This window comes from Streptomyces sp. NPDC048277 (genome assembly GCF_040652235.1).
In the GTDB taxonomy this organism is placed as follows: domain Bacteria; phylum Actinomycetota; class Actinomycetes; order Streptomycetales; family Streptomycetaceae; genus Streptomyces.
Window position 1 is genome coordinate 151,530 of sequence record NZ_JBEZLQ010000021.1, and the last position, 23,862, is coordinate 175,391.

Here is a 23,862-nt window from a genome sequence, read left to right on the forward strand (position 1 = left end):
GGACAGAAGAGCGTTGTCAAAGATTTGACCCTCGATCTTGCCTGTCTTGGCCAAAGCTTTTGCGCAGGTGAGCGAGGGTCACGGAATGTCCGTATTCAGTTGTGATATGTGAGAAGAGGGTAAGACAGGAAAGCTCAGATCCAGCTCAAATCCCGCACGGATCGGGACTGAATCGGGGCTCGGATCGGGCTCAGATCCGGGTCAGATCCGGGTCAGCCGAGGAATTTCGATGGCCGGGCAGCGGTCCATCACCATGTCCGGTCCCGCGGCCCGCACCCGCTCGTACGCCGCCTCGTCGACCACCCCGAGCTGGAACCACACCGCCCTCGCGCCCTTCGCCACCGCCTCGTCCGCGACCGCCCCGGCCAGGTCGCTGTTGACGAAGACGTCCACCACGTCGACGTCGAAGGGGATGTCCGCCAGCGACGCGTAGCCCTGCTCCCCGTGCACCGTCTCCGCCTTGGGGTGGACCGGCACGATCCGCTTGCCGAACCGCTGCAGCACCTGCGCCACCCCGTACGCCGCGCGCCCCCGGTTGGCGGACAGCCCCACCACCGCCCAGGTGTCGCCCGTCTCGGTCAGGATCCTGCGGATCGTCGTTTCGTCGCCGTACACCGTCGGCCTCCTCGGCTCAGGGGAACACTCCCCGTGACCAACCGCGTCCGCCGGGCCTGGATTCCCTGGCCCGGGCCGGGTTCCGCGCAGTACCGTCGGGACAGTCCGCGCGGCAGGGGGTGTTCCATGTCCCACATGTCCCGCCACGGTGACCGGAATCGTCGCAAGGTGCCTGCGTACGGGCCTCCGCGCGCCTACGCTCAGCCCGTGCTGCGCATCCTCGACGCCAAGACCGGTGAGACCGTCCCCGCCTCCCCCGCCCGCCGTGCCCTGACCCGGGTCGAGGCGCACGCCTCCGGGTACGACCTGACGGCGCTGCGGGTCCTGCTCACCACCGACCTGCTCCTGCGCGCCCTGGAGATAGGCGGCACCCCGGTCCTGCCCCTGCTCACCGCCGACCGCCACCAGGCCGAGCTGCACGCCGCCGCCACCACCCTCGGCATCCGCCCCTTCGAGGACGGCCGGGACCTGTCGTCGGGACTGGGCGAGGCCCAGGTCGTCCACGTGGCGGCGCGGGGCGTCACCGTGCCCGGCGCCGGCGTGACCGTCGCCGTCGCCCCGGCCGGCGGTCCGGACGCCGACGTCCTCAACGGGCTCGCCGACCCCGCCGCCCTCCGGCTCGCCCTCCTCGACGCCCCGCGCGGCACGGCCGTCCACCTCGGCGCTGGCGCCCTCGGCGCGGCCGGGCAGCGGCTCGGCCGGCTGCGGCAGTCGGTGGCCCAGTGGGCGCGCAGCCCCTCGCGGCCGGTGCCCGAGAAGGTACGGGGGCGGCTGCGGGACGCCTGGGAGGACGACCTGGACGTGCCGGCGGTGCTCGCAGTCCTGCGCTGGATGGAGAACCAGGCCGAGATCCCGGACGGCGCCCGCTTCGAGACCTGCGCCTACGCCGACCGGCTGCTCGCCCTCGACCTCACCCGCGACGTCGGACGGTTCGCGTGATCGCCCGGGCGGGCGCGGGCCCGCTGCGCCGCCTGGTCGTCCTGCGGCACGCCAAGTCCGCCTGGCCCGAGGGCGTCCCCGACCGGCTGCGTCCGCTCGCGGAACGCGGCCGCCGCGACGCCCCCGCCGCCGGCCGCGCCCTCGCCGAGTCCGACTGCCTGCCCGACCTCGCGGTCTGCTCCACCGCCGTACGCGCCCGGCAGACCTGGGACCTCGCCTCCGGCCAGTGGGGCACCCCGCCCCCGGTGCGCTACGACCGGCGGGTGTACGCGGCCGACGTCCCCGACCTGCTGGCGGTCGTGCGCGAGGTCCCGGCCGAGGTGGAGACACTGCTGCTGGTCGGGCACAACCCCGGACTGGAGGAACTGGTCCTCGAACTCGCCGGGGACGGCCTCGACGACACGCTGGAGCAGGTCAACAAGAAGTTCCCGACGTCCGCGATCGCCGTCCTGGCCTGGCACGGGACGGGGTGGGCGGCGCTGGGGCCGGGGACGGCACTGCTGACGGAGGTGAGGGTGCCGCGGGGCGAGAAGGAGTAGCCGGTGTGAGAGGTTCTCGCGTTCGTAAGGGGGCGGCTTTCGTTAGGGGTACTCGCGTCTGTGAGAAGGGGCGCGTGGGTTAGAGGTCCTCGTGTCTGTGAGAGGCGCCGCCTGCGTTAGAGGTACTCGCGCCTGCGAGAGGGGCCGCCTGGGTTAGAGGTGCTCGCGTCTGTGAGAGGCGCCGCCTGCGTTAGAGGTACTCGCGCCTGCGAGAAGGGCCCCCTCTGTGAGAGGCACTCACCTTGGTGAGAAGCGCCCCGGCGTCCGCATAGGCTGGGCGGATGCAGGACGAGTACCGCACAGTCACCCGCGCGGGCACGCACGAGACCGAGGTCAACCGCTCCCGCTTCCTGTGTGCCCTCGCCCCGGCGGCCACCGAGCAGGAGGCCCAGGACTTCGTCGCCGCGATCCGCAAGGAGTACGCCGACGCCACCCACAACTGCTGGGCCTACGTCATCGGCGCCGACGCCTCCACCCAGAAGGCCAGCGACGACGGCGAACCGGGCGGTACCGCCGGCGTCCCCATGCTCCAGATGCTGCTGCGCCGCGACATGCGTTACGTCGTCGCCGTCGTCACCCGCTACTACGGCGGGGTCAAGCTCGGCGCCGGCGGACTCATCCGCGCGTACGGCGGCGCGGTCGGCGAGGCCCTCGACACGCTCGGCACGATCACCCGCCGCCGCTTCCGGCTCGCCACGGTGACCGTCGACCACCAGCGTGCCGGCAAGGTCCAGAACGACCTGCGCGCCACCGGCCGCGAGGTCCGCGACGTCCGTTACGGCGAGGCGGTCACCATCGAGATCGGGCTGCCGGACGCCGATGTGGACGGCTTCCGCGCGTGGCTCGCGGACGCGACGGCGGGCACCGCGCGCCTCGAACTGGGCGGGGAGGCCTACGGGGACGCGTGACGGTCCGGTCCGGGCAGGGGCAGTAGGGGGTGAAGTCGAATAAATGGGGACATTTGGTCGCCTCGTGAGTGAGGGGGAGGTTCACGTAGTGGATGTCCTGCCCGGATCATCACGGGCCGATACGGGAGTAACCGCCCGTGATGTCAGACCCGGCCGTTAACCTCGGGGATCATGAGACTCCTGCACACTTCCGACTGGCATCTCGGCCGGGCGTTCCACCGGGTGAACATGCTCGGCGCCCAAGGCGAGTTCATCGGTCACCTCGTCGCGACCGTGCGTGAGCACGCCGTCGACGCCGTGGTCGTGGCGGGGGACGTGTACGACCGTGCGGTCCCGCCGCTGGCCGCGGTCGAGCTCTTCGACGACGCCCTGCACCGACTCGCCGACCTGGGTGTGCCCACGGTGATGATCTCCGGAAACCACGACTCGGCCCGCCGCCTCGGCGTCGGCGCAGGTCTCATCGACCGCGCGGGCATCCATCTGCGCACCGAACCGTCGGCGGTCGGCACGCCCGTCGTGCTCACCGACGCCTTCGGTGACGTGGCCTTCTACGGTCTGCCGTATCTCGAACCCGCCCTGGTGAAGGACGAGTTCGCCGTCGAGAAGGCAGGGCACGAGGCGGTGCTGGCCGCCGCCATGGACCGGGTCCACGCCGACCTCGCCGGCCGCCCGTCCGGCACCCGTTCCGTCGTCCTCGCGCACGCCTTCGTCACCGGCGGTGAGCCCAGCGACAGCGAGCGGGACATCACCGTCGGCGGGGTGGCCGCCGTCCCGGCCGGGGTCTTCGACGGCGTCGACTATGTGGCGCTGGGCCATCTGCACGGCTGCCAGACCATCACCGAGCGGGTCCGCTACTCCGGCTCCCCGCTGGCGTACTCCTTCTCCGAGGCGGATCACCGCAAGAGCATGTGGCTCGTCGACCTGGCCGCCGACGGCAGCGTCACCGCCGAGCGCCTCGACTGCCCCGTACCGCGCCCGCTGGCCCGCATCCGGGGCACCCTGGACGACCTGCTCGCCGACCGCGCCCTGACCCGGCACGAGGACGCCTGGATCGAGGCCACCCTCACCGACCCGGTCCGCCCCGCCGACCCCATGGCCCGCCTCACCGACCGCTTCCCGGGCACCCTCAGCCTGGTCTTCGCCCCCGACCGTGCCCCGGACGACCCCGACGTCTCCTACGCCAGGCGCCTGGCCGGCCGCTCCGACCGGCAGATCGCCGAGGACTTCGTCGCCCATGTGCGGGGCGCGGGCCCCGACGAGCGGGAGCTGGCCGTGCTGGGCGAGGCGTTCGACGCCGTACGCGCGGACGACGTGGTGCGGGAGGTGGCCCGGTGACCGATCATGTCCACGGCGCGGTGACCCGCCACGTCCACGGCTCGGTGCCGCGGCCCGCGGAGGTGGCCGCGTGAGGCTCCACCGGCTCGACATCACCGCCTTCGGCCCCTTCGGCGGCAGCCGGAGCGTCGACTTCGACGCCCTCTCCGCCGCCGGGCTCTTCCTCCTGCACGGCCCCACCGGCGCCGGGAAGACCTCCGTCCTGGACGCCGTCTGCTACGCGCTCTACGGCACCGTCCCCGGTGCGCGCCAGACCGGCCAGGGCATGTCGCTGCGCAGCGACCACGCCGAGGCGACCGCCCGTACCGAGGTGAGCCTCGAACTCACCGTCGCCGGACGCCGGTTGGAGATCACCCGGCAGCCGCCCTGGGAGCGCCCCAAGAAGCGTGGCTCCGGCACCACCCTGGACAAGGCTCAGACGTGGCTGCGCGAGTACGACGCGACGGCCGGGGCCTGGAAGGACCTCAGCCGTTCCCACCAGGAGATCGGCGAGGAGATCACCCAACTGCTCGGCATGAGTCGCGAGCAGTTCTGCCAGGTCGTGCTGTTGCCCCAGGGCGACTTCGCCCGTTTTCTGCGCGCCGACGCGGGCGCGCGCGGCCAGTTGCTCGGCCGCCTCTTCGACACCCAGCGCTTCGCCGACGTCGAGAAGCGCCTCGCGGAGCGCCGGAAGGCGGCCGAGGCCCGGGTGCGGGACGGCGACTCCGCGCTGCTGGCCGAGGCGCACCGTATGCAGCAGGAAGCCGGCGACGCGATGGAGCTGCCGGAGCTGAACCCGGGCGAACCGGGGCTGGCCGAGGCCGTTCTCGGTGCCGCCGCCGTGGCCCGCAGTACGGCGCGCGAGCGCCTGACCGTCGCGGACTGCCGCCTCACCGCCGCCGAGTCCGCGCAGTTCGCCGCCGACCGCGCGCTGGCCGGCGTACGCGAACTGGCGCGGTTGCAGGGGCGGTTCGCCGAGGCGCGGCAGCGGGCGGTACGGCTGGAGGAGCGGGCCGGGGCGCACCGTGAGGCGCTGGCGCGGATGGAGCGGGCGCGGAAGGCGCAGGCGGTGGCGCCGGCGCTGGAGCTGCGGGAGGCCGCCGAGGCCGGGCACCGCGGGGCGGCCGCCGCCGAGGCACGCGCGCGTGCGCTGCTGCCGGAGACGTTCGCCGGAGCCGGTGGGGCGGGGCTCGCCACCGCCGCCCGCCGGGCCGCCGAGGAGCTGGGCGGGCTGGAGTCCGCGCGCCGGGCCGAGCGACGGCTCGCCGATGTCGTCGACGAGCGCGGCCGCCTCGACCGGCAGGAGCGGGACGACGAGGACGTCCTCCGCGAGGCGGAGGGCTGGCTCGCCGACTGGGACGTCACGCGGGCCGGGGTGCAGTCCCGGATCGACTCCGCCCAGGAGGCCGCGACCCGCGCCGAGCAACTCGCCGTCCAGCGTGACCCCGCGCGCCGGCGGCTGGAAGCGGCGCGGCTCAGGGACGAGCTGGGCCGGGACACGGACGAGGCCCAGCGTGCGGCACTCGCCTCCGCGCAGCGGGCCGCCGACGCCCGCACGCACTGGCTCGACCTCAAGGAACAGCGGCTGAACGGCATCGCCGCCGAGCTCGCCGCGCATCTCACCGACGGCGAGCCCTGTGCGGTCTGCGGGGCCACCGAACACCCCTCGCCCGCACGGAAGTTCGCCGGTCATGTGGACGGCGAGGCCGAGCAGCGCGCGGAGGCCGCCTACCAGCGCGCCGACGAGCGGCGCGCCGAGGACGAGCGGCGCCTCGGCGTCGTACGAGAGGCGCTGGCCGCCGCCTCCGCCGAGGCCGGTGACACGCCGACCGCCCAACTTGCCGTGGAGTCGAATGAGTTGGAGCAGGAGTACGTGCGGGCCCGGCGTGCCGCGTCCGCCCTGCATCCGGCACACGAGGAGCTGCGGCTGGCCGAGCAGGAGCGCGAGCGGCGGCTGGCCGACCGGCAGCAGGCCGAGATCCGGGCCGCCGCGCGGCTGACCCGACGCGAGGGTCTGGACAGCGAACTCGCCTCGTTGGAGGAGGAGTTGGTCAGGGCTCGGGGGAATGCAGGCAGTGTGGCCGCGCGGGCCGCGCAGCTGGAGCGGCAGGTGGCGCTGCTCACCGACGCCGCCGACTCCGCGCGCGCCGCCGAGGACACCGCCCAGCATCTGAAGGACGCCGACGCGCGGCTGGCGGACGCCGCCTACCGCGCCGGCTTCGACACCCCGCAGGCCGCGGCCGCCGCGCTCCTCGACGACACCGCCCACCGTGAGCTCCAACGGCGCCTGGACGAGCGGCAGTCCGAGGAGGCGGCGGTGCGTGCGGTGCTGGCGGAGGCGGACACCGCGGCCGCGGCCCAGCAGCCGCCCGCCGACCTCGCCGCGGCGGAGCGTGCGGCCGCCACCGCGGCCCAGCTCCTGCGCGACGCGTCCTCCGCCCGTGACCGGTCCGCCCGCAGCTGCACCGAACTGGACCGGCTGTCGGCCCGCGCGACCGCGGGAGTACGTCAACTCGCCCCGCTGCGCGAGGAGTACGACCGGGTTGCCCGGCTCGCCGCCCTCACCGCGGGCACCTCGGCCGACAACGAGCGCAAGATGCGCCTGGAGTCGTACGTGCTGGCCGCCCGCCTGGAACAGGTCGCCGCCGCCGCGACCGTACGACTGCAACGCATGTCGTCCGGCCGCTACACCCTGGTCCACTCCGACGACCGCACCGGACGCGGCCGCAGCGGCCTCGGGCTGCATGTCGTCGACGCCTGGACCGGACGCGAGCGCGACACCGCCACCCTGTCCGGCGGCGAGACCTTCTTCGCCTCCCTCGCGCTCGCCCTCGGCCTCGCGGACGTGGTCACCGACGAGGCCGGCGGGGTCCGGCTCGACACCCTCTTCATCGACGAGGGCTTCGGCAGCCTCGACGACCAGACCCTGGACGAGGTCCTCGACGTCCTCGACTCGCTGCGCGAACGCGACCGCAGCGTCGGCATCGTCAGCCATGTCGCCGACCTGCGCCGCCGGATCCACGCCCAACTGGAGGTGGTGAAGGGCAGATCGGGCTCGACACTGCGGCAGAGCGGGGTCTAGTTCCCGGCTTCTAGGTGTTGATCGCGCGGCGGGGGAGCGGTGAGGAGTAGACGACGCTCGCCGTCACCGAGCCCAGGGTGCCGATCTTGCCGGAGATCTCCTCCAGGTGGCGCATCGAGCGGGCGGTGACCTTGATGACGAAGCAGTCGTCGCCCGTGACGTGGTGCGCCTCCAGGATCTCCGGGGTGGCGGCGACCAGGTCGTGGAAGGGCTTGTAGTTGCCGTTCGGGTACCTGAGTCGGACGAAGGCGAGGATCGGCAGGCCGAGCCGCTCCGGGTCGACCACCGCGGCGTACCCCTGGATCACGCCCGCCTCCTCCAGCCTGCGCACGCGTTCGGTCACCGCGCTCGGGGACATCGCGACGGCACGGGCCAGCTCGGCGAAGCTGGCCCGGCCCTCGCGCTGGAGGACGTCGAGGATGCGCCAGTCGGTGGCGTCCGGGGAAAACGCGGTCATGGGGGATGGATAACAGGGAATCCCCGGCCGGACAAGGCCAGGGCCGGGGATCACACCTTCAGGGCGGCCGATCACCGGCCGTAGATTTCCGGTCATGGAGATCCGCCGCACCGGCGGCCGGAGCGACCGGAGTGAGAGGCCCGACATGACCCAGACGAGTGCCGGCACCGTCAACCCCGTACTGCGCGTCGCCCCCGCCGCGCCCGCCGAGGCGGCCGCCCACTTCCGGGCGAGCCTCGTCTTCCACGCCGACGTCTCCGACGTGGCCGCCGCCCTCGCCCCCGACGGCGACCCCGGCTTCGTCGTGCTGGACTCGCGCTCGACCGCGTCCTGGGACCAGGGGCACATTCCCGGCGCCGTCCACCTGCCCACCGCGCTCATCCGGGAGCAGGCGGCCCGACTCCTCGACAGGGACGTGCCGGTGGTGACGTACTGCTGGGGTCCCGGCTGCAACGGTGCGACCCGCGCCGCCCTCGCGCTGGCCGAACTCGGCTACCGGGTCAAGGAGATGCTCGGCGGGTTCGAGTACTGGGTGCGTGAGGGCTTCGAGTTCGAGACCTGGCAGGGCCGCGAACGCCGGGTCGCCGACCCGCTGACCGCTCCCGTCGAGGGCGACTGCGGTTGCTGATTCCCGGAGGCGAACCTGTGCCGTCGCTGTACGTGTAGGTTCACCCCATGACTCGTTATGCGGATCCAGGCGTCGTGGAGTGGGTGGAGTCGGGCGGCGGCCCGCTGGTGGCGGTCCCGGAGACGGTCCTGCCGTTCTGGGCCGGCGCCGACAGCGAGGACCTGGCCACCGACTACGACCGCGCCTGCGAGGTCGACGGCTACGTCGGACTGCTCCCGGTCGGGGACAGCGTGGCCCTGGTCCTCGGCGACGAACCCGCCTCGACGTCCTTCCTGCCGGACCACGGCACCTTCGTACGGTGGTCCGCCGCGAACTCCGAGGACGAGCTCCTGGCCCAGGTCCCCGCGGCCCTCGACAGCGCCGTGTGGGAGAACGAGATCCGCTGGCAAGTACCAGGCCCTGTCGTCCTGTTCGACTCGGCGTGGCCGGGCGGCGAGGCGGAGGGCGGGGACCATCTGCGGGTCCCGCTGGAGCCCGGCACCTACGCGGTGCGCGCCGCCTACACCAGACCCGGCCCCGAAACCTGGCTGGGACTGGTGCAGTTGCGCAGGCTCACCTCCTGACCAATCGTCACCTCGGCCCGTCGATCGCGATGTTGAGGTGACGCGGGCCGCGCAGCACCGCGTTCGGCCGGTACGGCGGCGGGTCCTCGACGAGCCGGGGGTTCTCGAGCCGGCGGGCCAGTTGCGACAGCGCGATCTGGGCCTCGAGGCGGGCCAGCGGGGCGCCGAAGCAGCTGTGGATGCCGCTGCCGAAGCCGAAGTGCTGGAGGTCCTGACGGTCCGGGTCGAAGCGGTCGGGATCGGTGAACCGGTGCGGGTCCCGGTTACCCGCGGCCAGCATGAGATAGATGCGCGAACCCTTGGGAATGGTCACCCCGTGCACCTCGATGTCGGTGATGCAGGTGCGCTGCGGCAGGAGATGCACCGGCGGCTCGTAGCGCAGCAGTTCCTCCACGATCCGCACCGACAGTCCCGGGTCGTTGCGCAGCCGCTCCAGAATCTCCGGGTGCCGCAGCAGTGTGAGCATGCCGTTGGTGATGAGGTTGACGGTCGTCTCGTGGCCGGCGATGAGCAGGAGCACCGCCGTGCTGAGTACTTCCATGGTCGTCATGGAACCGTCCGGACCGCTGCTGTGCACCAGGTCCGAGAGCATGTCCTCACGGGGTTCCTTGGCGCGCTGCTCCACCATCCCGTTGAGGTACATGCCGAGCTGCAGCCGGGCCTCCTGCGCGGCGCGGTGGGAGTCGGCGGCCGTACGGGTGTCGGGGTCCAGGCCGGCGACGATCGGGTCGACCCAGGCCCGGAAGCGCGGCTCGTCCTCGCGGGGCACGCCGAGCAGTCGGCAGATCGCGGTGACCGGGAAGGGGTAGGCCACCTGGTCGACCAGGTCGAACTCCCGTGCGTCCCCGAGGCCGTCGATCAGCCCGGTGACGATCTCCTCCAGCTTGGGCCGCATGTCGTCGATCCGGCGCGGCCGGTGCGGCGGCCCGAAGGAGCCGTTGGCGATCCGGCGCAGCCGGTCGTGCTCCGGCGGGTCGAGCCGGATGAAGCTCGGCGGCAGTCCCGTCGCCTCCGGACCGGACAGCTCGTCGTCCGCGCCGACCGTGACGTTGGCTTCGTCGGAGCTGATCCGCGGATCATGGAGCAGGGCCTCGATGTCGTGGTAGGTGCTGATGAGGTAGGGGCCGTCCTCCTCCTCGTGCAGCACCGGTGTCTTGCGGAGTTCCTCGTACAGCGGGTACGGGTTGGCGCGGTTCGCGAAGTCGGTGATCCGGTGCAACATCGAGGTCTGCGGCATGACAGGTCCTTGCAGCGTCGGGGCCGGGTGGCGGTCAGTGGCGGGCGGGGTGGAAGACCAGCTGCTGGTCGGTCGGCGAGTAGCCGCTGAGGGTCACCATGGGGTCGTGCGTCGGCAGGGCCGGGTCCGGGAAGTCGGCGCCGACCGGCACCCGCCCCTCGGGACGGCGGTCCACCGTCGGGAACTCCACCGGGAACGGCGCGCCCTTCTCGATCTGCCGCTGGTAGAACTCCAGCCACCGTGTGTTGTCGAAGGTCACCGCGGCGATCGTCCGGCCCTGGTAGCCGTACACCCCGACGAACCGGCGCTCGGCCAGCGAACCCTGCGTGATCATGATCTGGTCGCCCATCGGCGGCACCCCGACCGACTTGATGTTCACCCCGAACTGCGAGGACCAGAACGCCGGCACCCACAGATGCGGCTTGCGCTCCGCGCTCGCGCTGATCATGTTGTGCGCGGCGATCTCGGCCTGGGCGATGGCGTTGCCCCAGTGCTCCAGGGACAGGAACTGGTAGCCGAACAGCGCGTGCGGGGACCGGGCGACATCGCCGGCGACGAAGATGTCGTCGGTCACGATGCCCCGGAAGTCGAAGGCACGGCAGCCCGCGTCGCAGGCGATGCCCCGCGGACCCGCGCCGAGCCCCGATCCGGTCAGCCAGTCGGTGTTGCGGACCGCGCCGAGCGACACGATCACCACGTCCGCCTCGACGACGGACTCGTCGGACAGATGGACCGCCCGCACCCGCCCGGCGGGATCGCCCTCCAGCGCGGTGACCATGACCCCGGTGCGCAGGTCCACCCCGTTCTCGCGGTGCATCTCGGCCGCGACCGCGCCGATCACCCCGCCGAGGGCTCCCACCAGCGGCGCGCCCGCGCGTTCCGCCACGGTGACCGGGATGCCGTGCTCCCGGCAGGCCGAGGCGATCTCCGAGCCGGTGAACCCGGCGCCGATCACGAACACCCGGCGCGGCCCGGCCTTCAGCCGCCGCAGCAGCGCCGCCGCGTCGTCCCGGGTGCGCAGCGTGAAGACGCCGTCCAGACGGGCCTCGTCCTCCTTGGGCCAGGGCCGGGCACGCACTCCGGTGGCGATCAGCAGCCGGTCGTACTCGACCTCGTCACCGTCGGCCAGCCGCACCCGCTTGGCCTCGAGGTCGAGACCTGTCGCCGCGACGCCCAGCCGCCACTTCGCGTCGACCTCCCGGCGGTGCGGCAGCTCGGTGTGGTGGGGGGTCGCCTTGCCGAGCAGCACTCCCTTGGACAGCGGCGGGCGGTCGTACGGCTCGTACGGCTCGTCGCCGATCATGGTGAGTTCCCCGGCGAAGCCCTCGGCGCGCAGCGTCTCGGCGCCGCGCAGACCGGCGAGCGAGGCACCCACGACCACGATCCGGCCCTCGCGCCGGAGCCAGTCCAGGTAGTCAGTGGGTGGCATCGGAGTACCCTCCCGCCACCCCGTCCAGGCCGTCGGCCGTGATCGCCTGCACCGGGCAGGCGGCGACGGCGCGCGCCAGCCGTTCCCGCTGCTCCTCCTCGGCCCGTGGGTTGTAGACGAGGGACTCCTCGCCGTGCATGGCGAAGACGTCCGGAGCGAGGAACGCGCACTGCGCGTATCCCTGACATCTGTTGAGATCGACGACAAGGCGCATCATGGCTCCGCCCTTCCGGTGGCCAGGTCCGGTGCGTACCGCCGGTCCGTCACCTCGGTCCCGGACGGCGGAGAACTCCCCGCACGCCAGCATGGGAGCCCGCGCCCACCGGCGCGCGCCGGGGCCTTCCGATCGGGTGACCCCTCAGGACGCCGGGGCCGCGGCGGGGCGCCGGAGGCTCGCCACGACGATGTGCGTGCTGAGCAGCAGCGACCAGGCCGGGAAGACCAGCTCCGCCCAGGGCGCGGAGGACGAGACGAACAGCAGCACCACGGTGACGAGCAGGCCCAGCACGGTGAGCCAGCGGGGCAGGATGCCCAGGCGGTGTCCGATCACCGACGTGGAGCAGGTGAAGACGGCGGCCATCCGCATCGCGTACCCGGTCAGCAGCGTGTACGCCAGGTGCTGACCGAAGTCCCAGACGGGCCGGGAGGGCGAGGTGCCCGCCGGATGCGCGGTGTCGAGCACGGCCGCGGCCGCGGCGGCGCCGCCGAACAGCGTGGCGGTGAAGATCAGACCGCTGCCGAGGAACACGGTGGCGAGGAACTGGTCCTCGCCCTTGCCGACATGGGCGCGCACCGCGCCGGCGAACCACAGGAAGAGGATGCCGGCGAACGGCACCAGCGCGAGGGCCGCGTGGACGGTGCTGCGCCGGGTGGGATCCGGTGCCTGGGCGGTGACCGCGTCGGCACCCTGCGGGACTCCCAGCCGGATCAGCACCATGGCGGCGGCGAGCAGCAGTGCGAAGACGATCCCTGCCACACCGGCGGCGCGGGGTGTCTCCAACGGCTCCCGTGGCGGCGTGGAGGTCTGCATGCGCGGCTCGCTTCCCGTGGTCCGGTGGCCCCGGCACCAGCAAGCCGCCTGCGACCGGCCGCCGCCACCGGAGCACCCCCGAACGGCAGACCGGTCAGAGCCGCGACAGCTCGTCCACCAGGTCGTCCAGGCCGAGCGAGCCCTGGGAGAGGGCCGCCATGTGCCAGGCCTTGAGGTCGAAGCCGTCGCCGTGCCGCTCGCGGGCCTTCTCCCGGCCCCGCAGCCAGGCCCGTTCGCCCAGCTTGTAGCCGATGGCCTGGCCGGGAATCGTCAGATAGCGGGTCATCTCGCTCTCCACGAAGTCCGCCGGACGGCTGTTGTGCAGGCCGAAGAACTCCTGTGCCAGCTCCACCGTCCACCGCTCACCCGGGTGGTACGGCGAGTGCGCCGGGATCTCCAGCTCCAGGTGCATGCCGATGTCCACGATCACCCGGACCGCCCGCACCATCTGCAGGGCCAGATAGCCGAGCCGCTGCTCGGCGTCGGTCAGATAGCCCAGTTCGTCCATCAGCCGCTCCGCGTACAGTGCCCAGCCCTCGGCGTTGGCGCTGACCTCGCCCACCGTGGCCTGGTAGCGGGAGAGGTTCTCGGCCACGTGCGTCCACTGCGCGAGCTGGAGGTGGTGGCCGGGCACGCCCTCGTGGTACCAGGTCGAGACCAGGTCGTACACCGGGAACCGGGTCCGCCCCAGCGTCGGCAGCCAGGTGCGGCCGGGGCGGGAGAAGTCCTCGGAGGGGGACGTGTAGTAGGGGGCCGCCGCGCTGCCGGGCGGGGCGATGTGGGTCTCCACCCTGCGTACCCGTTCGGCGAGTTCGAAGTGCGTGCCGTCCAGGTCGGCGATCGCCCGCTCCATCAGGCCCTGCAGCCACTGGCGGACCTCTTCGACACCCTCGATGTGCGGGCCGTGTGCGTCGAGATGTGCCAGCGCCGCCTGCGGGGTCTCGGCGCCGGGCAGGACCTTCTCGGCCTCCTCGCGCATCTCGCCGAGGATGCGGTGGAACTCGGACCAGCCGTACGTGTAAGCCTCGTCGAGGTCGAGGTCGGTGCCGTTGTAGTAGCGGACCCAGCGGGCGTACCGCTCGCGGCCCACCGTGTCCGGTGCGCCCTCGATCGCCGGCGCGTAGACGTCCCGCAGCCAGTCCCGCAGCTCCACGAGCGCGGCCGTCGCCACCCGGGCCGCCGCGTCCAGCTCCGGGCGCGACTGCTCGGGTCCGGCCGCCACGAAGTCCTCGAACCAGCCGCGGCCCGTGCCGGCCACGTCGATCCACTCCGTGAGCTGCTCGACGCACGTCGCCGTCGGGCGCGGACCCGCGTACAGCTTCCGGTCCAGGCCCAGCGCCAGCGACTCCCGGTACCCGCCGAGCGAGGCGGGCACCGCCCGCAGCCGCTCGGCGATCGCCGCCCAGTCCTCGGCCGTCTCCGTCGGCGTCACGGTGAACGCCTCGCGCACCCAGTGCGGCGGTGTGTGCATGTTGCCGACCGTGCGCAGGCCCTCCTCGGCCTCGTGCACGGCGAGTTGGGCGGTCAGCCGCTCGCGCAGCAGCCGTCCGCAGCGCCGTTCCGCGGCACTGTCCGCCCCGGGTCGCCGCTCGGCCTCGGCCAGCTCGGCGAGCGTGGCCCGCGCCAGCTCCGCCACCGCCTCCTGGCCCGCGGGCGAGTAGTCGGGCAGCCTGCTCGAACTCTCCTTGACGCCGAGAAACGTACCGGTCACCGGATCGAGGGCGATGAGGCCGTCGACGTACGCGTCGGCGACCTGCCGGGGCAACGGGCTCGTGGTGTCAGACATGCCGTCCATCCTCGTGCGGCGGCACGTCCGCGTCACCCCCGCGTGCCCCGGATTCCGCGCTGGGCGCGACCGGGGCACACGGTCTCTTCAGGGAAACAACTCTCAAGCCAGCCAATAGCCCTGACGGGTCGTCAGAGCTGCGACAGCTCGTCCACCAGGTCGTCCAGGCCGAGCGAACCCTGGGAGAGGGCCGCCATGTGCCAGGCCTTCAGGTCGAACCCCTCGCCCTGCCGCCCGCGGGCCTGCTCCCGGCCCAGCAGCCAGGCCCGTTCGCCCAGCTTGTAGCCGATGGCCTGGCCCGGCATGGACAGGTACCGGGTCAGCTCGCTCTCCACGAAGTCCGCCGGGCGGCTGCTGTGCGCACCGAAGAACTCCTGCGCCAGCGCGGGCGTCCAGCGCTCCCCGGGGTGGAAGGGGGAGTCGTCCGGGATCGTCAGCTCCAGGTGCATGCCGATGTCGATGATCACCCGCGCGGCCCGCATCATCTGCGCGTCCAGATAGCCCAGGCGGCGCTCCGGGTCGGTGAGGAAACCCAGTTCGTCCATCAGCCGCTCCGCGTACAGCGCCCAGCCCTCCGCGTTGGCGCTGACCATGCCCACGCTGGCCTGGTAACGGGAGAGGTTCTCCGCGATGTGCTTCCACTGCGCGAGCTGGAGGTGATGGCCCGGCACGCCCTCGTGGTACCAGGTCGACACCAGGTCGTAGACCGGGAACCGGGTCTGGCCCATGGTCGGCAGCCAGGTGATGCCCGGGCGCGAGAAATCGTCCGACGGGGGCGTGTAGTACGGCGCCGCCGCGCTGCCGGGCGGGGCGATCCGGGACTCGACCCGGCGGACCCGCTCGGCCAGGTCGAAGTGGGTGCCGTCGAGCTTCTCGATGGCCTCGTCCATCACGGACTGCAGCCACTCCCGCACCTCGTCGACGCCCTCGATGTGGGTGCCCTGCTCGTCCAGGTGCGCCAGCGCCACCCACGGGGTCTCGGCGCCCGGCAGGATCTTCTCGGCCTCGGTCTTCATCTCGCCGAGCAGACGGTGGTACTCGGACCAGCCGTACGCGTACGCCTCGTCCAGGTCGAGGTCGGTGCCGTTGTAGTAGCGGACCCAGCGCGCGTACCGCTCGCGGCCCACCACGTCCGGCGCGCCCTCGACGGCCGGCGCGTACACGTCCCCCATCCAGTCGCGCAGCGCCACCACGGCCTGCGTGGCCGCGCGGGCCGCCTCGTCCAGCTCGGAGCGCAGCGCCTCGGGCCCGGCCGCCGCGAACTGCTCGAACCAGCCCCGGCCGTCGCCCGTGTCGGACCACTCGCCGAGCTGTCCGACGAAGGTGGCCGTCGCGCGCGGACCCGCGCACAGCTTCCGGTCCAGGCCGAGGGCGAGGGACTGCCGGTAGCCCTCCAGCGCGGCCGGCACCGCGCGCAGCCGCTCGGCGACCGCCGCCCAGTCCTCCTCGGTGGCGGTGGGCGTCACGGTGAACACCTGGCGCACGGCGTGCGCGACCGAGCTCAGGTTGCTGACGGAACGCAGGCTCTCGTCCGCCTCGTGCACGGCCAGCGAGGCGGTGAGCCGCTCGCGCAGCAGGCGCGCGCAGCGACGCTCGATGTCACTGTCCGCGCCGGGCCGCCGCTCGGCCTCGTCGAGCCGGGCCAGCGTGTCGCGCCGAAGCCGGGCGAGCGCTTCGTCACCGGCCGGCGAGGTGTCGGGCAGCCGGCTCGAACTCTCTTTGACGCCGAGGAACGTACCGGTGATCGGATCGAGGGCGATGAGTTCGTCGACGAAGGTGTCGGCGACCTGGCGGGGCAGCGGGCTGTTGGTCTGTGACATGCGGCCCATCCTCGTACGACGGGCCGCCGCGCGTCACTGGGATTGAGCTGATGGCGTAGGAGGGAGCAGGGGTCCGCAGTCCCACTGCTGGAAGATCAGCCGAGTCTCCACCCGGGCCACCTCCCGCTGTGACGTGAACTCGTCCAGGACCAGCCGCTGCAGGTCCGTCATGTCGGCCACGGCCACATGGACGAGGTAGTCGTCGGGACCGGTCAGATGGAACACCGTCCGCGACTCCGGCAGCGCCCGGATCCGCTCCACGAACGGCCCCACCAACTCCCGCCGGTGCGGCCTGACCTGCACCGACAGCAGCGCCTCCAGACCCCGCCCGAGCTTGGCCGGATCGAGCTCCAGCCGGTGCCCGAGGATCACCCCGGACCGCCGCAGCCGGGTCACCCGGTCCAGACAGGTCGACGGCGCCACACCCACCTGGGCGGCGAGGTCGCGGTAGGTGGACCGGGCGTCGTTCTGCAGCAGCCGCAGCAGATGCAGATCCACCGGATCCAGTACGACAGATTCGGCCATACCCCGAACGTAACACGGCCCTCGCCGCACACACCCCGTTCGGTGTTCACCCTGCGACCATGGACTCCGTCAGCATCCGCGACCACGTATCCGGCGCACCGCGCGCCCTGGCCACCGAGGCTGTGCACGCCGGCCGCGACGACCTCGCCCGCCAGGGCCTGCACGCCCCGCCGATCGACCTGTCCACCACCTACCCGTCGTACGACAGCCGCGCCGAGGCCGCCCGCATCGACGCCTTCGCCACCGACGGCGCCGACCCGACGGGACCCCCGGTCTACGGACGCCTCGGCAACCCGACGGTCGCCCGGTTCGAGACCGCTCTCGCCCGCCTCGAAGGCACCGGGTCCGCCGTCGCCTTCGCCAGCGGCATGGCCGCCCTGTCCGCCGTCCTCCTCGCCCGCGCCTCGACGGGCCTGCGCCATGTCGTCGCCGTACGGCCCCTGTACGGCTGCAGCGACCACCTCCTCACCGCCGGTCTCCTCGGCACCGAGGTCACCTGGACCGACCCGGCGGGCATCACCGACGCGCTGCGCCCCGACACCGGCCTGGTCCTGGTCGAGTCCCCGGCCAACCCGACCCTCGCCGAACTCGACCTGCGCGCCGTCGCCCACGCCTGCGGCACGGTCCCGCTGCTCGCCGACAACACCTTCGCCACCCCGGTGCTCCAGCGCCCCGCCGAACACGGCGCCCGGCTGGTGCTGCACAGCGCCACCAAGTACCTCGGCGGCCACGGCGACGTACTGGCCGGGGTGGTGGCCTGCGACGAGGAACTCGCCGGGCAGCTCAGGAAGATACGTTTCGCGACCGGAGGCGTCCTGCACCCGCTGGCCGGCTATCTGCTGCTGCGCGGCCTGTCCACGCTCCCGGTACGGGTCCGCGCCGCCTCCGCCACCGCCGCCGAACTGGCCCGCCGCCTCACCGCCGACCCACGCGTGGCCCGCGTCCACTACCCGCGCCTGGGCGGCGCGATGATCGCCTTCGAGGTCTACGACGACCCGCACGAGGTCGTCTCCCGGGTACGGCTGATCACCCCGGCCGTCAGCCTCGGCAGCGTCGACACCCTCATCCAGCACCCGGCATCCATCAGCCACCGCATAGTGGACCCCGCCGACCGCCACAGCGCCGGCGTCAGCGACCGGCTGCTGCGACTGTCGGTGGGCCTGGAGGACGTGGACGATCTGTGGACGGACCTGGACTTGGCATTGGGGCCGTATTAGAGCGCCCCGCCAGGGGCGCGGGGCTGTGTTCATGTGCGGCTACCGCCGCGCGGGCGCGACGAGCCACGACGCACCCGCAGTCGCCGCGCAGTCCGCAACCCCTACGGCGCTTCGGCCCTCCCCGCCTCACCCGCACGAGAAAGCCCCGTAACCGCCACGGCATCCAAGCGCGCGGTGATGACGAGCGTCCCCTCCTCGATCTGGTAATCGAGCGGCAACCCCAACGCCCGCATCGCCGCCACCATCCCCGTGTTGGACGCCTGCGTCACCGCGTACACGCTCTCGCAGCCCGCCTCCACGGCCATGCCCACCAGCCGGCCCAGCAACTCGCCGCCGATACCGCGCCGCTGCCACTCGTCCTCGACGAGCAGCGCGACCTCCGTCTCGTCCCCGTCCCACAGCAGATGCCCGAGGCCCACGATCCGGCCCGACGCGGTCTGCACCGCCAGCGTCCGGCCGAAGCGCGGGCTGAGCAGGTGGTTCAGATAGCGGTCCGCGTCGGCGACCGGCCCGTGGTAACGCAGCCCCAGCGTCCGCGACGAGCACCGCTCGTGCATGGCCTTCGCCGCCTCCAGGTCACCGGTGTCGGCCCGGCGCACGGTGATCGCGTTGCCCTCGGGCAGCGTGAGCACGTCCTGGCTGCGCGGGATGCGCGGCCCGAGCCGGGCGTCCAGCTCCACCAGCGCCCGCGCCCGAGCGAACTCGGTGGGCGTGAACGGCAGATACGGCCGCTCCACGGTGATCACTCCGCCTTCCGGTGCGCGCAGCCGCATCACGGTGTCCTCCAGCGCCCCTTCGACGGGGACCGTCTCGGGGCTCCGGGCCCCGCCGACCGGATGGGCGGGGAGCGAGCGGATCGTGCACCTACCCAACAACTGCCGGAGGGCCAGCGGAAGTTCCGCCGCGTCCAGCGCGGTGCGGGTGGCGAGGCCGAGGACCCGGGTCGGGGCGTCCACCAGATCGTGCGCGTCGGCCCGTTCGATCCAGGTGTCCGTGCCCCCGGCCAGCGCGACCGCCCGGGTGATCTCAGCGGCGGTCAGCTCACCCGGGGCCCGCAGCAGGAACTCGTCCACCGTGCCGTCGCCCAGCGGATGCGTCTGCAGGCTGAGGATGTCCACCCGGTGCCCGGCGAGCGCGGTGCACAGGGCGGCCAGCGAACCGGGCTCGTCGCGCACCGTCGTCCGCAGCCGCCACAGCGTGCTCGGCGCGGCCTCGGTCCCCGGGGCGTCCGCGCCCGGCCCGGCCTGTCCCGTCGGGGTGACGGTCGGCCGGGCGCCGGTATCGGTATCCGTCACCGGCGGTGCGTGACCTGGGCGCCTCGCCCACCAGACGTGGAAGCCCGCCGTGGCCGCCAGCACCAGCGCCGAGATCACCAGCAGCGCCGGACCGTCGGGGCCGTGGCCGATCAGGTTCGCCACCCCGTCCGCCGCCGCGACGGCCGTGAACAGGGCGGCGAGTTCGACGACGTCCCGCCGCCAGTGGTGCACGGGGCGTCCGTGCCGCGCGCGTGTCACATCAGACATGTCTCGATTCATGCAGCCACTGTGAACGAACGGTGTTGCGTGATCACGAACGCTCTGTGACCGATGGGTAAAGCATGCTTATGTTCCTTTTGTTGATGTTTTTACTACTGCTCAGGCCGCCACCGGCTCCGCCAGGGCGTCCCGCAGCCGGCGCGCCTGGACCACCAGACGGGAGGAACCGCGCCGGGCCGCCGCCAGGGACAGCTGGGGCAGCTCACCGCGGGCCCCGGACCGCTCGGCGCACTCGGCGGCGACCGAGAGCAGCTCCCCGAGCCCACGGGCCGAACCCGGGGTACCGGCATCCGCCGCCGCGAGGTCGGCGAGCAGCACGGGCAGGGTGTGCCGGAGCATCTCCCATATCGTCGTGTTCGCCCCGGTGACCGCCGCCGTCCGTGCCGACTCGGCCAGCCGCAGCGGCTTCACCGCCCCGAGCCGGACCAGCCGGCCCAGGTCGGCCCCCAGCCGCTCCGTGTCGAGCTGTCCGCGCGCGGCGAGCACCAGCAGCGCGTCCACCGCGGCCAGCCGGTCCTCCGGATACCGGGCACCCAGCCCGTACGCCACACACAGATGCGTGCTCTCGCCCGCCGCGCCACCGGACTCGGCGAGCAGCGGGAGAACGGCGGCCGTGCCCCGCTCGTCGTCCAGGGCGGCCTCGGAGAGGTCGTGCACCAGCCGCACGGCGACCAGTTCGCGCAGCTCCGGCAGCGTGGCCAGCCAGTGCTGGTGGTCCTCCCGGCCCCAGTGGTAGCAGTAACGGACGGCGTCGGACACCGCGAACGGCAGGCCCAGCCGCCGGAACGCCGAGGGGAAGCCCGTCCGGAGCGCCAGGACCTCGCCGGACTCGGTCAGGATGCGGGGACCGGAAGTCCGGCGGTCGGACCCGGGCAGAGCGGGCTCTCCGGCCGACAGCCAGCGGGCGAGCCGTTCGCCTTCCGGCGTGCCGAGTCCGCTCGCGCGCCCGGCGGCCGCCAGTGCCGCCGTGCGGTCCTCGCGCCGTACCCTCAACAGCGCCTGCGCGAAGTCGACCTCACCCACCCGGGCGCCGAGGCTGCGGTAGGTGTCGAGCCGGTCGACGAGGTCGTCCGGCTCCAGGAGCCCGGTGCTCCACGACGGCGTGGCCAGCAGCAGCGGCTGCGGATCCGTCCGTATCCGGTAGGCCAGTTCACGGAACCGTACGTCGATGACCCGGGAGAACCCGTGGCGCGCGCACTCGTGGTCGGCCGGACCGCGCTGCAGCGCGGCGAGCAGGGCGGCCGTGCTCACCACCCCGTAGAGCGTGGCCAGGATCAGTTCGAGGCCGCCCTCGGGGTCGAGGAGGCCACGCCGGGTGTGGCCGAAGTGCTCCTCGGTGTGCCGGCCGAGAGTGTCGGGCTCCTTCCACCAGCGGGTGGCCGCCACCGGTTCGAGCGCCTCCCGCAGCGCGTCCTGGTCACGGTGGGCGTGGCGGGACAGGCCGTCCAGCGCCCGCTCGAACGCGGCCACGTCCCCGTCGGCCGCCAGCAGGGCCCCGATCTCCTCGGCGAGTTCCTCGGCCGACTCCGGGGCCGGCGCGAGCCGGAACGGCTCCGGGGCCGGTGGCAGCACCTCCTCGTACACCTCGGGAGTCGACATGGGCGCGACCCCGAGGGCGTCGGCGGCACGGACGCGGAGGGGCGGGCTCAACTGCTCGGCCGCACCGGCGATCCGGTCCTGGGCCGCCGGGTCGTCGGCGAGCCTCTTCGCATGCCGCTCCACCAGCTTCAGCGCCCGCTCCTGCACCTGGGTGTCCTCGTGCCCGAACGCCTGGGCCACGGTCGGCAGCAGCTCCGCCGCCGCGCCCGGGTCACGGGTGAGGACCTTGCCGAGCAGCACCAGTTGGGCGCGCACCAGCTTCTTCTCGGTGCGGAACAGCAGCCCCTCGGAGGCCTCGGCCAGCTGCCGCGCGGTGAGCTCGCCGTCCAGAGCGAGGGCGGCGAGGACCGACTGGGCGTGCGCGGCCACGGGCGAGGCGGCGTCACGTGCCAGGGCGGTCCAGTCGGCGACCCGCTCGCGCTCCTCGTCCCGGGTGGGGGCGAGCCGGACCAGCAGCGGCAGGAAGACCCGGTGGTCGGTCGGGCCGCCGCCGCGCAGCAGCCGGGCGACACAGGCGTCGACGACGACCTTGCGGTCCAGTTCGCCCGAGCCGGTCAGCTCCGCGAGACAGCTCTGCCACGAGCCGGGCCCGTCGCCGAACAGCCAGCGGACCGGGGTGATGTCGGAGAGCTCGAACAGGCCGTTCACCAACGGCACGAGGTCCGGGTCGGCGCGGAGCCGGTCGACGAGCGGGACGTGCCCCCAGCTGTGGCCCGTGTGCCGGACCCAGCCGACGACATACGCCTCCGTCGTCGGGACCGGGCACCCCGAGCGCCGCACCAGCGCCGCCATCAGCTCGAACGGCACGTCCGCGGAGAGCGGCCGCCCGGCCAGCCGGTGGGCCACATCGGCCTGCCAGCCGGTGTCCCGGTCCTCCAACGCCCGCACCAGCGTGTCCGCCGGTGTCTGCCGCCAGCGCATGTCGGCACCGGCGATCCAGGTCGCGGCGGCCGCGGCCCCGGAGTGGCACATGGCCCCGGCCACCTGGAGTGCCGGACGGATCCGGTCGGACCCGGTCCCCCACGGATCGGCCCGCAGTTCCTTGCGCAGGTCCTGCAACTCGGGCAGCAGCGCCCGTCGTTCGGCATCCGTCATCCTCTTGAGCAGGAGCACGGCCAGCCCCGTACGCCCCGCCCGTACCGCTTCCAGCACCGCACTCATCGAGCACCCCCACCGATCTCCGCCATGTCCTGTCCCACCGCTCCACCCCGCCGCACCATCCGCACCGCCAGCGCGTGCTTGCACGGCCCGCGCCCGCCCCGGTACTTCGCCCACCACACACAACTGCAGGTCAGCACGCCCGCGGCAGCCCGCACCCGGTGCACATGACCGTCCTCGGCCGTCACCGTGCCCAGGTCGCCGTCCAGGGTCACGGCGCCCGCGGCCACCAGCGCCCGGGCCGAACGCAGGCGGGGGTTGTGCCGCTCCACGCGCCCCGCGTCGTAGGGCAGTTCGCGGTGGAAGTAGGCGGCCTCCGCCGTGTCGTAGCCGACGCGTCCCGAGGTGCCGAGGCGGACCAGGGCCGCGCGGACGCGCTCCGGCGTGAGGCCCGAGGAGGCGGCCAGGTCGGCGACGTCGACACGGGGTTCCCAGGCCAGCAGCACCGCGATCAGCTCCGCGTCCTCGGCGGCCTCGTCGGCGGCGAGCGCGTCCAGCACACCGCCCTCGCCGGAGAACCCGCGGGCCGCGTCGGGCGACAGGGTCAGGGTGAGCCGCATGCCCGGCAGGACCACCTCCCAGGCCGCGGCCGCACCGGAGGCGGCGAGGGCGCCCTGCGGACCGTAGACCCGCAACGCCGTCGCATGCCGCAGGACCCGCTGGAGCGCGGCCAGCCGCTCCGGCCCGGGCAGGCACACCGCGCCCGGCACCGGGCGGGTCGTCGGCCGCAGCCCCCGGCCCGCCGGCACCACCCAGCGCGGGCCCGCCGGGCCCCCGCGCGCCGTGCCGCCGCGGGGGAGCGAGCGCAGGAACCGCACCGCCTCGTCCGCCGGGAGCTCGGCCCGCAGATCGAACCCGGCCGCTATGACCTGGGCCTCGGCGAAGCCGCGCAGCCAGCGGTCCGGGAGCGGGACCTTCTTCTCCACCACCGGCCCGTCCAGCGTGGTGACCGCCAACTCCTCGTGCCCGACCCGCAGATGGAGCGGGTCGTCCGTGCCGATCCGCGAAAGTGCCTCCCGAAGCGGGTTGTTGACGTCGACGTTGGTCGTGCCGTGGCCCACCTCGCCGCCGTCCAGGCCCGGGCCCAGGACGTCCAGCCGGGCGTACACCCCGCCGCAGCCGGAGAAGGACTCGAAGCGCAGCCGGTCGCCGTTGCCCGTCACCACCGGGTCCAGCGAGGCGCGCAGCTGCGGCTGGTAGTAGCGCGCGGCCGCCACGTCGGCCACCGCGAGCAGTCCGGCCGCGGCCACCTGAGGCGAGGTCAGGAAGCCCGCGAAGAACCGCGGATGGTCCTCGACCCCGGTCGGGGTCGCGCCCCGGGAGGTCTCGAGCCCGAGGTGGCGTCCGTCGGCGGCGGAGTGCAGCACGGAGGGTTGGCGATAGGCCACGGCCTGTGAAGATCGCGTCATGGGAAAACCGTAGAGGCGCCCACTGACAATCGGCCTGACCTGCGAAAACGCCCTGTGCACGGGTGAGTTCGG

The 23,862-nt window shown here is 73.3% G+C and carries 20 protein-coding genes; 8 read left to right on the forward strand and 12 right to left on the reverse strand.

The window, feature by feature from the left end; all coding sequences use genetic code 11:
• Positions 1-201: 201 nt before the first annotated feature.
• On the reverse strand, positions 202-615 hold the full coding sequence (locus AB0D85_RS36660; RefSeq protein WP_362329996.1) for a CoA-binding protein: 414 nt from the start codon (positions 613-615) through the stop codon (positions 202-204).
• Positions 616-822: 207 nt separating this feature from the next.
• Here AB0D85_RS36660 and AB0D85_RS36665 point away from each other — a divergent pair, with 207 nt between their 5' ends.
• From AB0D85_RS36665 to AB0D85_RS36685, 5 genes are all read left to right on the forward strand, one after another.
• Complete coding sequence (locus AB0D85_RS36665; protein ID WP_362329999.1) at positions 823-1,554, forward strand: hypothetical protein; 732 nt, start codon at positions 823-825, stop codon at positions 1,552-1,554.
• The gene (locus AB0D85_RS36670; RefSeq protein ID WP_362330002.1) at positions 1,551-2,093 is read left to right on the forward strand and encodes a histidine phosphatase family protein; all 543 of its coding nucleotides are present in this window, start codon (positions 1,551-1,553) and stop codon (positions 2,091-2,093) included. Before AB0D85_RS36665 ends, AB0D85_RS36670 begins: the two co-directional genes overlap by 4 nt.
• A 281-nt stretch (positions 2,094-2,374) precedes the next feature.
• Entirely contained in the window at positions 2,375-3,001 is a 627-nt protein-coding gene (locus AB0D85_RS36675) for a YigZ family protein (RefSeq protein WP_362330004.1), read from the forward strand.
• A 171-nt stretch (positions 3,002-3,172) separates the two neighbouring features.
• The gene (locus AB0D85_RS36680; RefSeq protein ID WP_362330007.1) at positions 3,173-4,336 is read left to right on the forward strand and encodes an exonuclease SbcCD subunit D; all 1,164 of its coding nucleotides are present in this window, start codon (positions 3,173-3,175) and stop codon (positions 4,334-4,336) included.
• A 70-nt stretch (positions 4,337-4,406) separates the two neighbouring features.
• A complete protein-coding gene (locus tag AB0D85_RS36685) occupies positions 4,407-7,397 on the forward strand; it encodes an SMC family ATPase (RefSeq protein WP_362330010.1) in 2,991 nt (996 codons plus the stop codon).
• Positions 7,398-7,407: 10 nt separating this feature from the next.
• Here AB0D85_RS36685 and AB0D85_RS36690 read toward each other — a convergent pair whose 3' ends face one another.
• On the reverse strand, positions 7,408-7,854 hold the full coding sequence (locus tag AB0D85_RS36690; protein WP_362330013.1) for an Lrp/AsnC family transcriptional regulator: 447 nt from the start codon (positions 7,852-7,854) through the stop codon (positions 7,408-7,410).
• A 145-nt stretch (positions 7,855-7,999) separates the two neighbouring features.
• Between AB0D85_RS36690 and AB0D85_RS36695 the strand changes: the two genes are divergently transcribed.
• Together AB0D85_RS36695 and AB0D85_RS36700 are read left to right on the forward strand one after the other, a co-directional pair.
• Positions 8,000-8,482, forward strand: a complete 483-nt coding sequence (locus tag AB0D85_RS36695; protein ID WP_362330016.1) for a rhodanese-like domain-containing protein — start codon at positions 8,000-8,002, stop codon at positions 8,480-8,482.
• A 47-nt stretch (positions 8,483-8,529) separates the two neighbouring features.
• Positions 8,530-9,045 carry an immunity 21 family protein gene (locus tag AB0D85_RS36700; RefSeq protein WP_362330020.1) on the forward strand — a complete coding sequence of 172 codons (516 nt, stop codon included), beginning with the start codon at positions 8,530-8,532 and terminating at the stop codon, positions 9,043-9,045.
• Between the two features lie 7 nt (positions 9,046-9,052).
• On the opposite strand, the gene AB0D85_RS36705 is transcribed toward AB0D85_RS36700, so the two are convergent.
• The 7 genes from AB0D85_RS36705 to AB0D85_RS36735 all read right to left on the reverse strand — a co-directional run bounded on the left by AB0D85_RS36705 (position 9,053) and on the right by AB0D85_RS36735 (position 16,872).
• On the reverse strand, positions 9,053-10,282 hold the full coding sequence (locus AB0D85_RS36705; protein WP_362330023.1) for a cytochrome P450: 1,230 nt from the start codon (positions 10,280-10,282) through the stop codon (positions 9,053-9,055).
• A 34-nt stretch (positions 10,283-10,316) separates the two neighbouring features.
• The gene (locus tag AB0D85_RS36710; RefSeq protein WP_362330026.1) at positions 10,317-11,711 is read right to left on the reverse strand and encodes an FAD/NAD(P)-binding oxidoreductase; all 1,395 of its coding nucleotides are present in this window, start codon (positions 11,709-11,711) and stop codon (positions 10,317-10,319) included.
• On the reverse strand, positions 11,698-11,925 hold the full coding sequence (locus tag AB0D85_RS36715; RefSeq protein WP_362330097.1) for a ferredoxin: 228 nt from the start codon (positions 11,923-11,925) through the stop codon (positions 11,698-11,700). Before AB0D85_RS36715 ends, AB0D85_RS36710 begins: the two co-directional genes overlap by 14 nt.
• Before the next feature lie 144 nt (positions 11,926-12,069).
• Positions 12,070-12,741 (reverse strand): hypothetical protein, encoded by a 672-nt coding sequence (locus AB0D85_RS36720; RefSeq protein ID WP_362330029.1) that lies wholly within the window; start codon positions 12,739-12,741, stop codon positions 12,070-12,072.
• A gap of 94 nt (positions 12,742-12,835) precedes the next feature.
• Positions 12,836-14,527 (reverse strand): DUF885 domain-containing protein, encoded by a 1,692-nt coding sequence (locus AB0D85_RS36725; protein WP_362330032.1) that lies wholly within the window; start codon positions 14,525-14,527, stop codon positions 12,836-12,838.
• Between the two features lie 131 nt (positions 14,528-14,658).
• The gene (locus AB0D85_RS36730) at positions 14,659-16,347 is read right to left on the reverse strand and encodes a DUF885 domain-containing protein (protein ID WP_362330035.1); all 1,689 of its coding nucleotides are present in this window, start codon (positions 16,345-16,347) and stop codon (positions 14,659-14,661) included.
• 33 nt (positions 16,348-16,380) lie between these two features.
• Positions 16,381-16,872 (reverse strand): Lrp/AsnC family transcriptional regulator, encoded by a 492-nt coding sequence (locus tag AB0D85_RS36735; protein WP_362330038.1) that lies wholly within the window; start codon positions 16,870-16,872, stop codon positions 16,381-16,383.
• A gap of 59 nt (positions 16,873-16,931) precedes the next feature.
• On the opposite strand from AB0D85_RS36735, the gene AB0D85_RS36740 reads away from it, so the two are divergent.
• The gene (locus tag AB0D85_RS36740) at positions 16,932-18,089 is read left to right on the forward strand and encodes a PLP-dependent transferase (protein ID WP_362330041.1); all 1,158 of its coding nucleotides are present in this window, start codon (positions 16,932-16,934) and stop codon (positions 18,087-18,089) included.
• Between the two features lie 101 nt (positions 18,090-18,190).
• Here the strand turns inward: AB0D85_RS36740 and AB0D85_RS36745 are convergent, their stop codons facing one another.
• The 3 genes from AB0D85_RS36745 to AB0D85_RS36755 all read right to left on the reverse strand — a co-directional run bounded on the left by AB0D85_RS36745 (position 18,191) and on the right by AB0D85_RS36755 (position 23,790).
• Entirely contained in the window at positions 18,191-19,612 is a 1,422-nt protein-coding gene (locus tag AB0D85_RS36745) for a GNAT family N-acetyltransferase (protein ID WP_362330043.1), read from the reverse strand.
• 111 nt (positions 19,613-19,723) lie between these two features.
• Positions 19,724-22,384 carry a DUF6493 family protein gene (locus AB0D85_RS36750; protein ID WP_362330045.1) on the reverse strand — a complete coding sequence of 887 codons (2,661 nt, stop codon included), beginning with the start codon at positions 22,382-22,384 and terminating at the stop codon, positions 19,724-19,726.
• Positions 22,381-23,790 carry an SWIM zinc finger family protein gene (locus AB0D85_RS36755; protein WP_362330048.1) on the reverse strand — a complete coding sequence of 470 codons (1,410 nt, stop codon included), beginning with the start codon at positions 23,788-23,790 and terminating at the stop codon, positions 22,381-22,383. Before AB0D85_RS36755 ends, AB0D85_RS36750 begins: the two co-directional genes overlap by 4 nt.
• Positions 23,791-23,862: the final 72 nt, after the last annotated feature.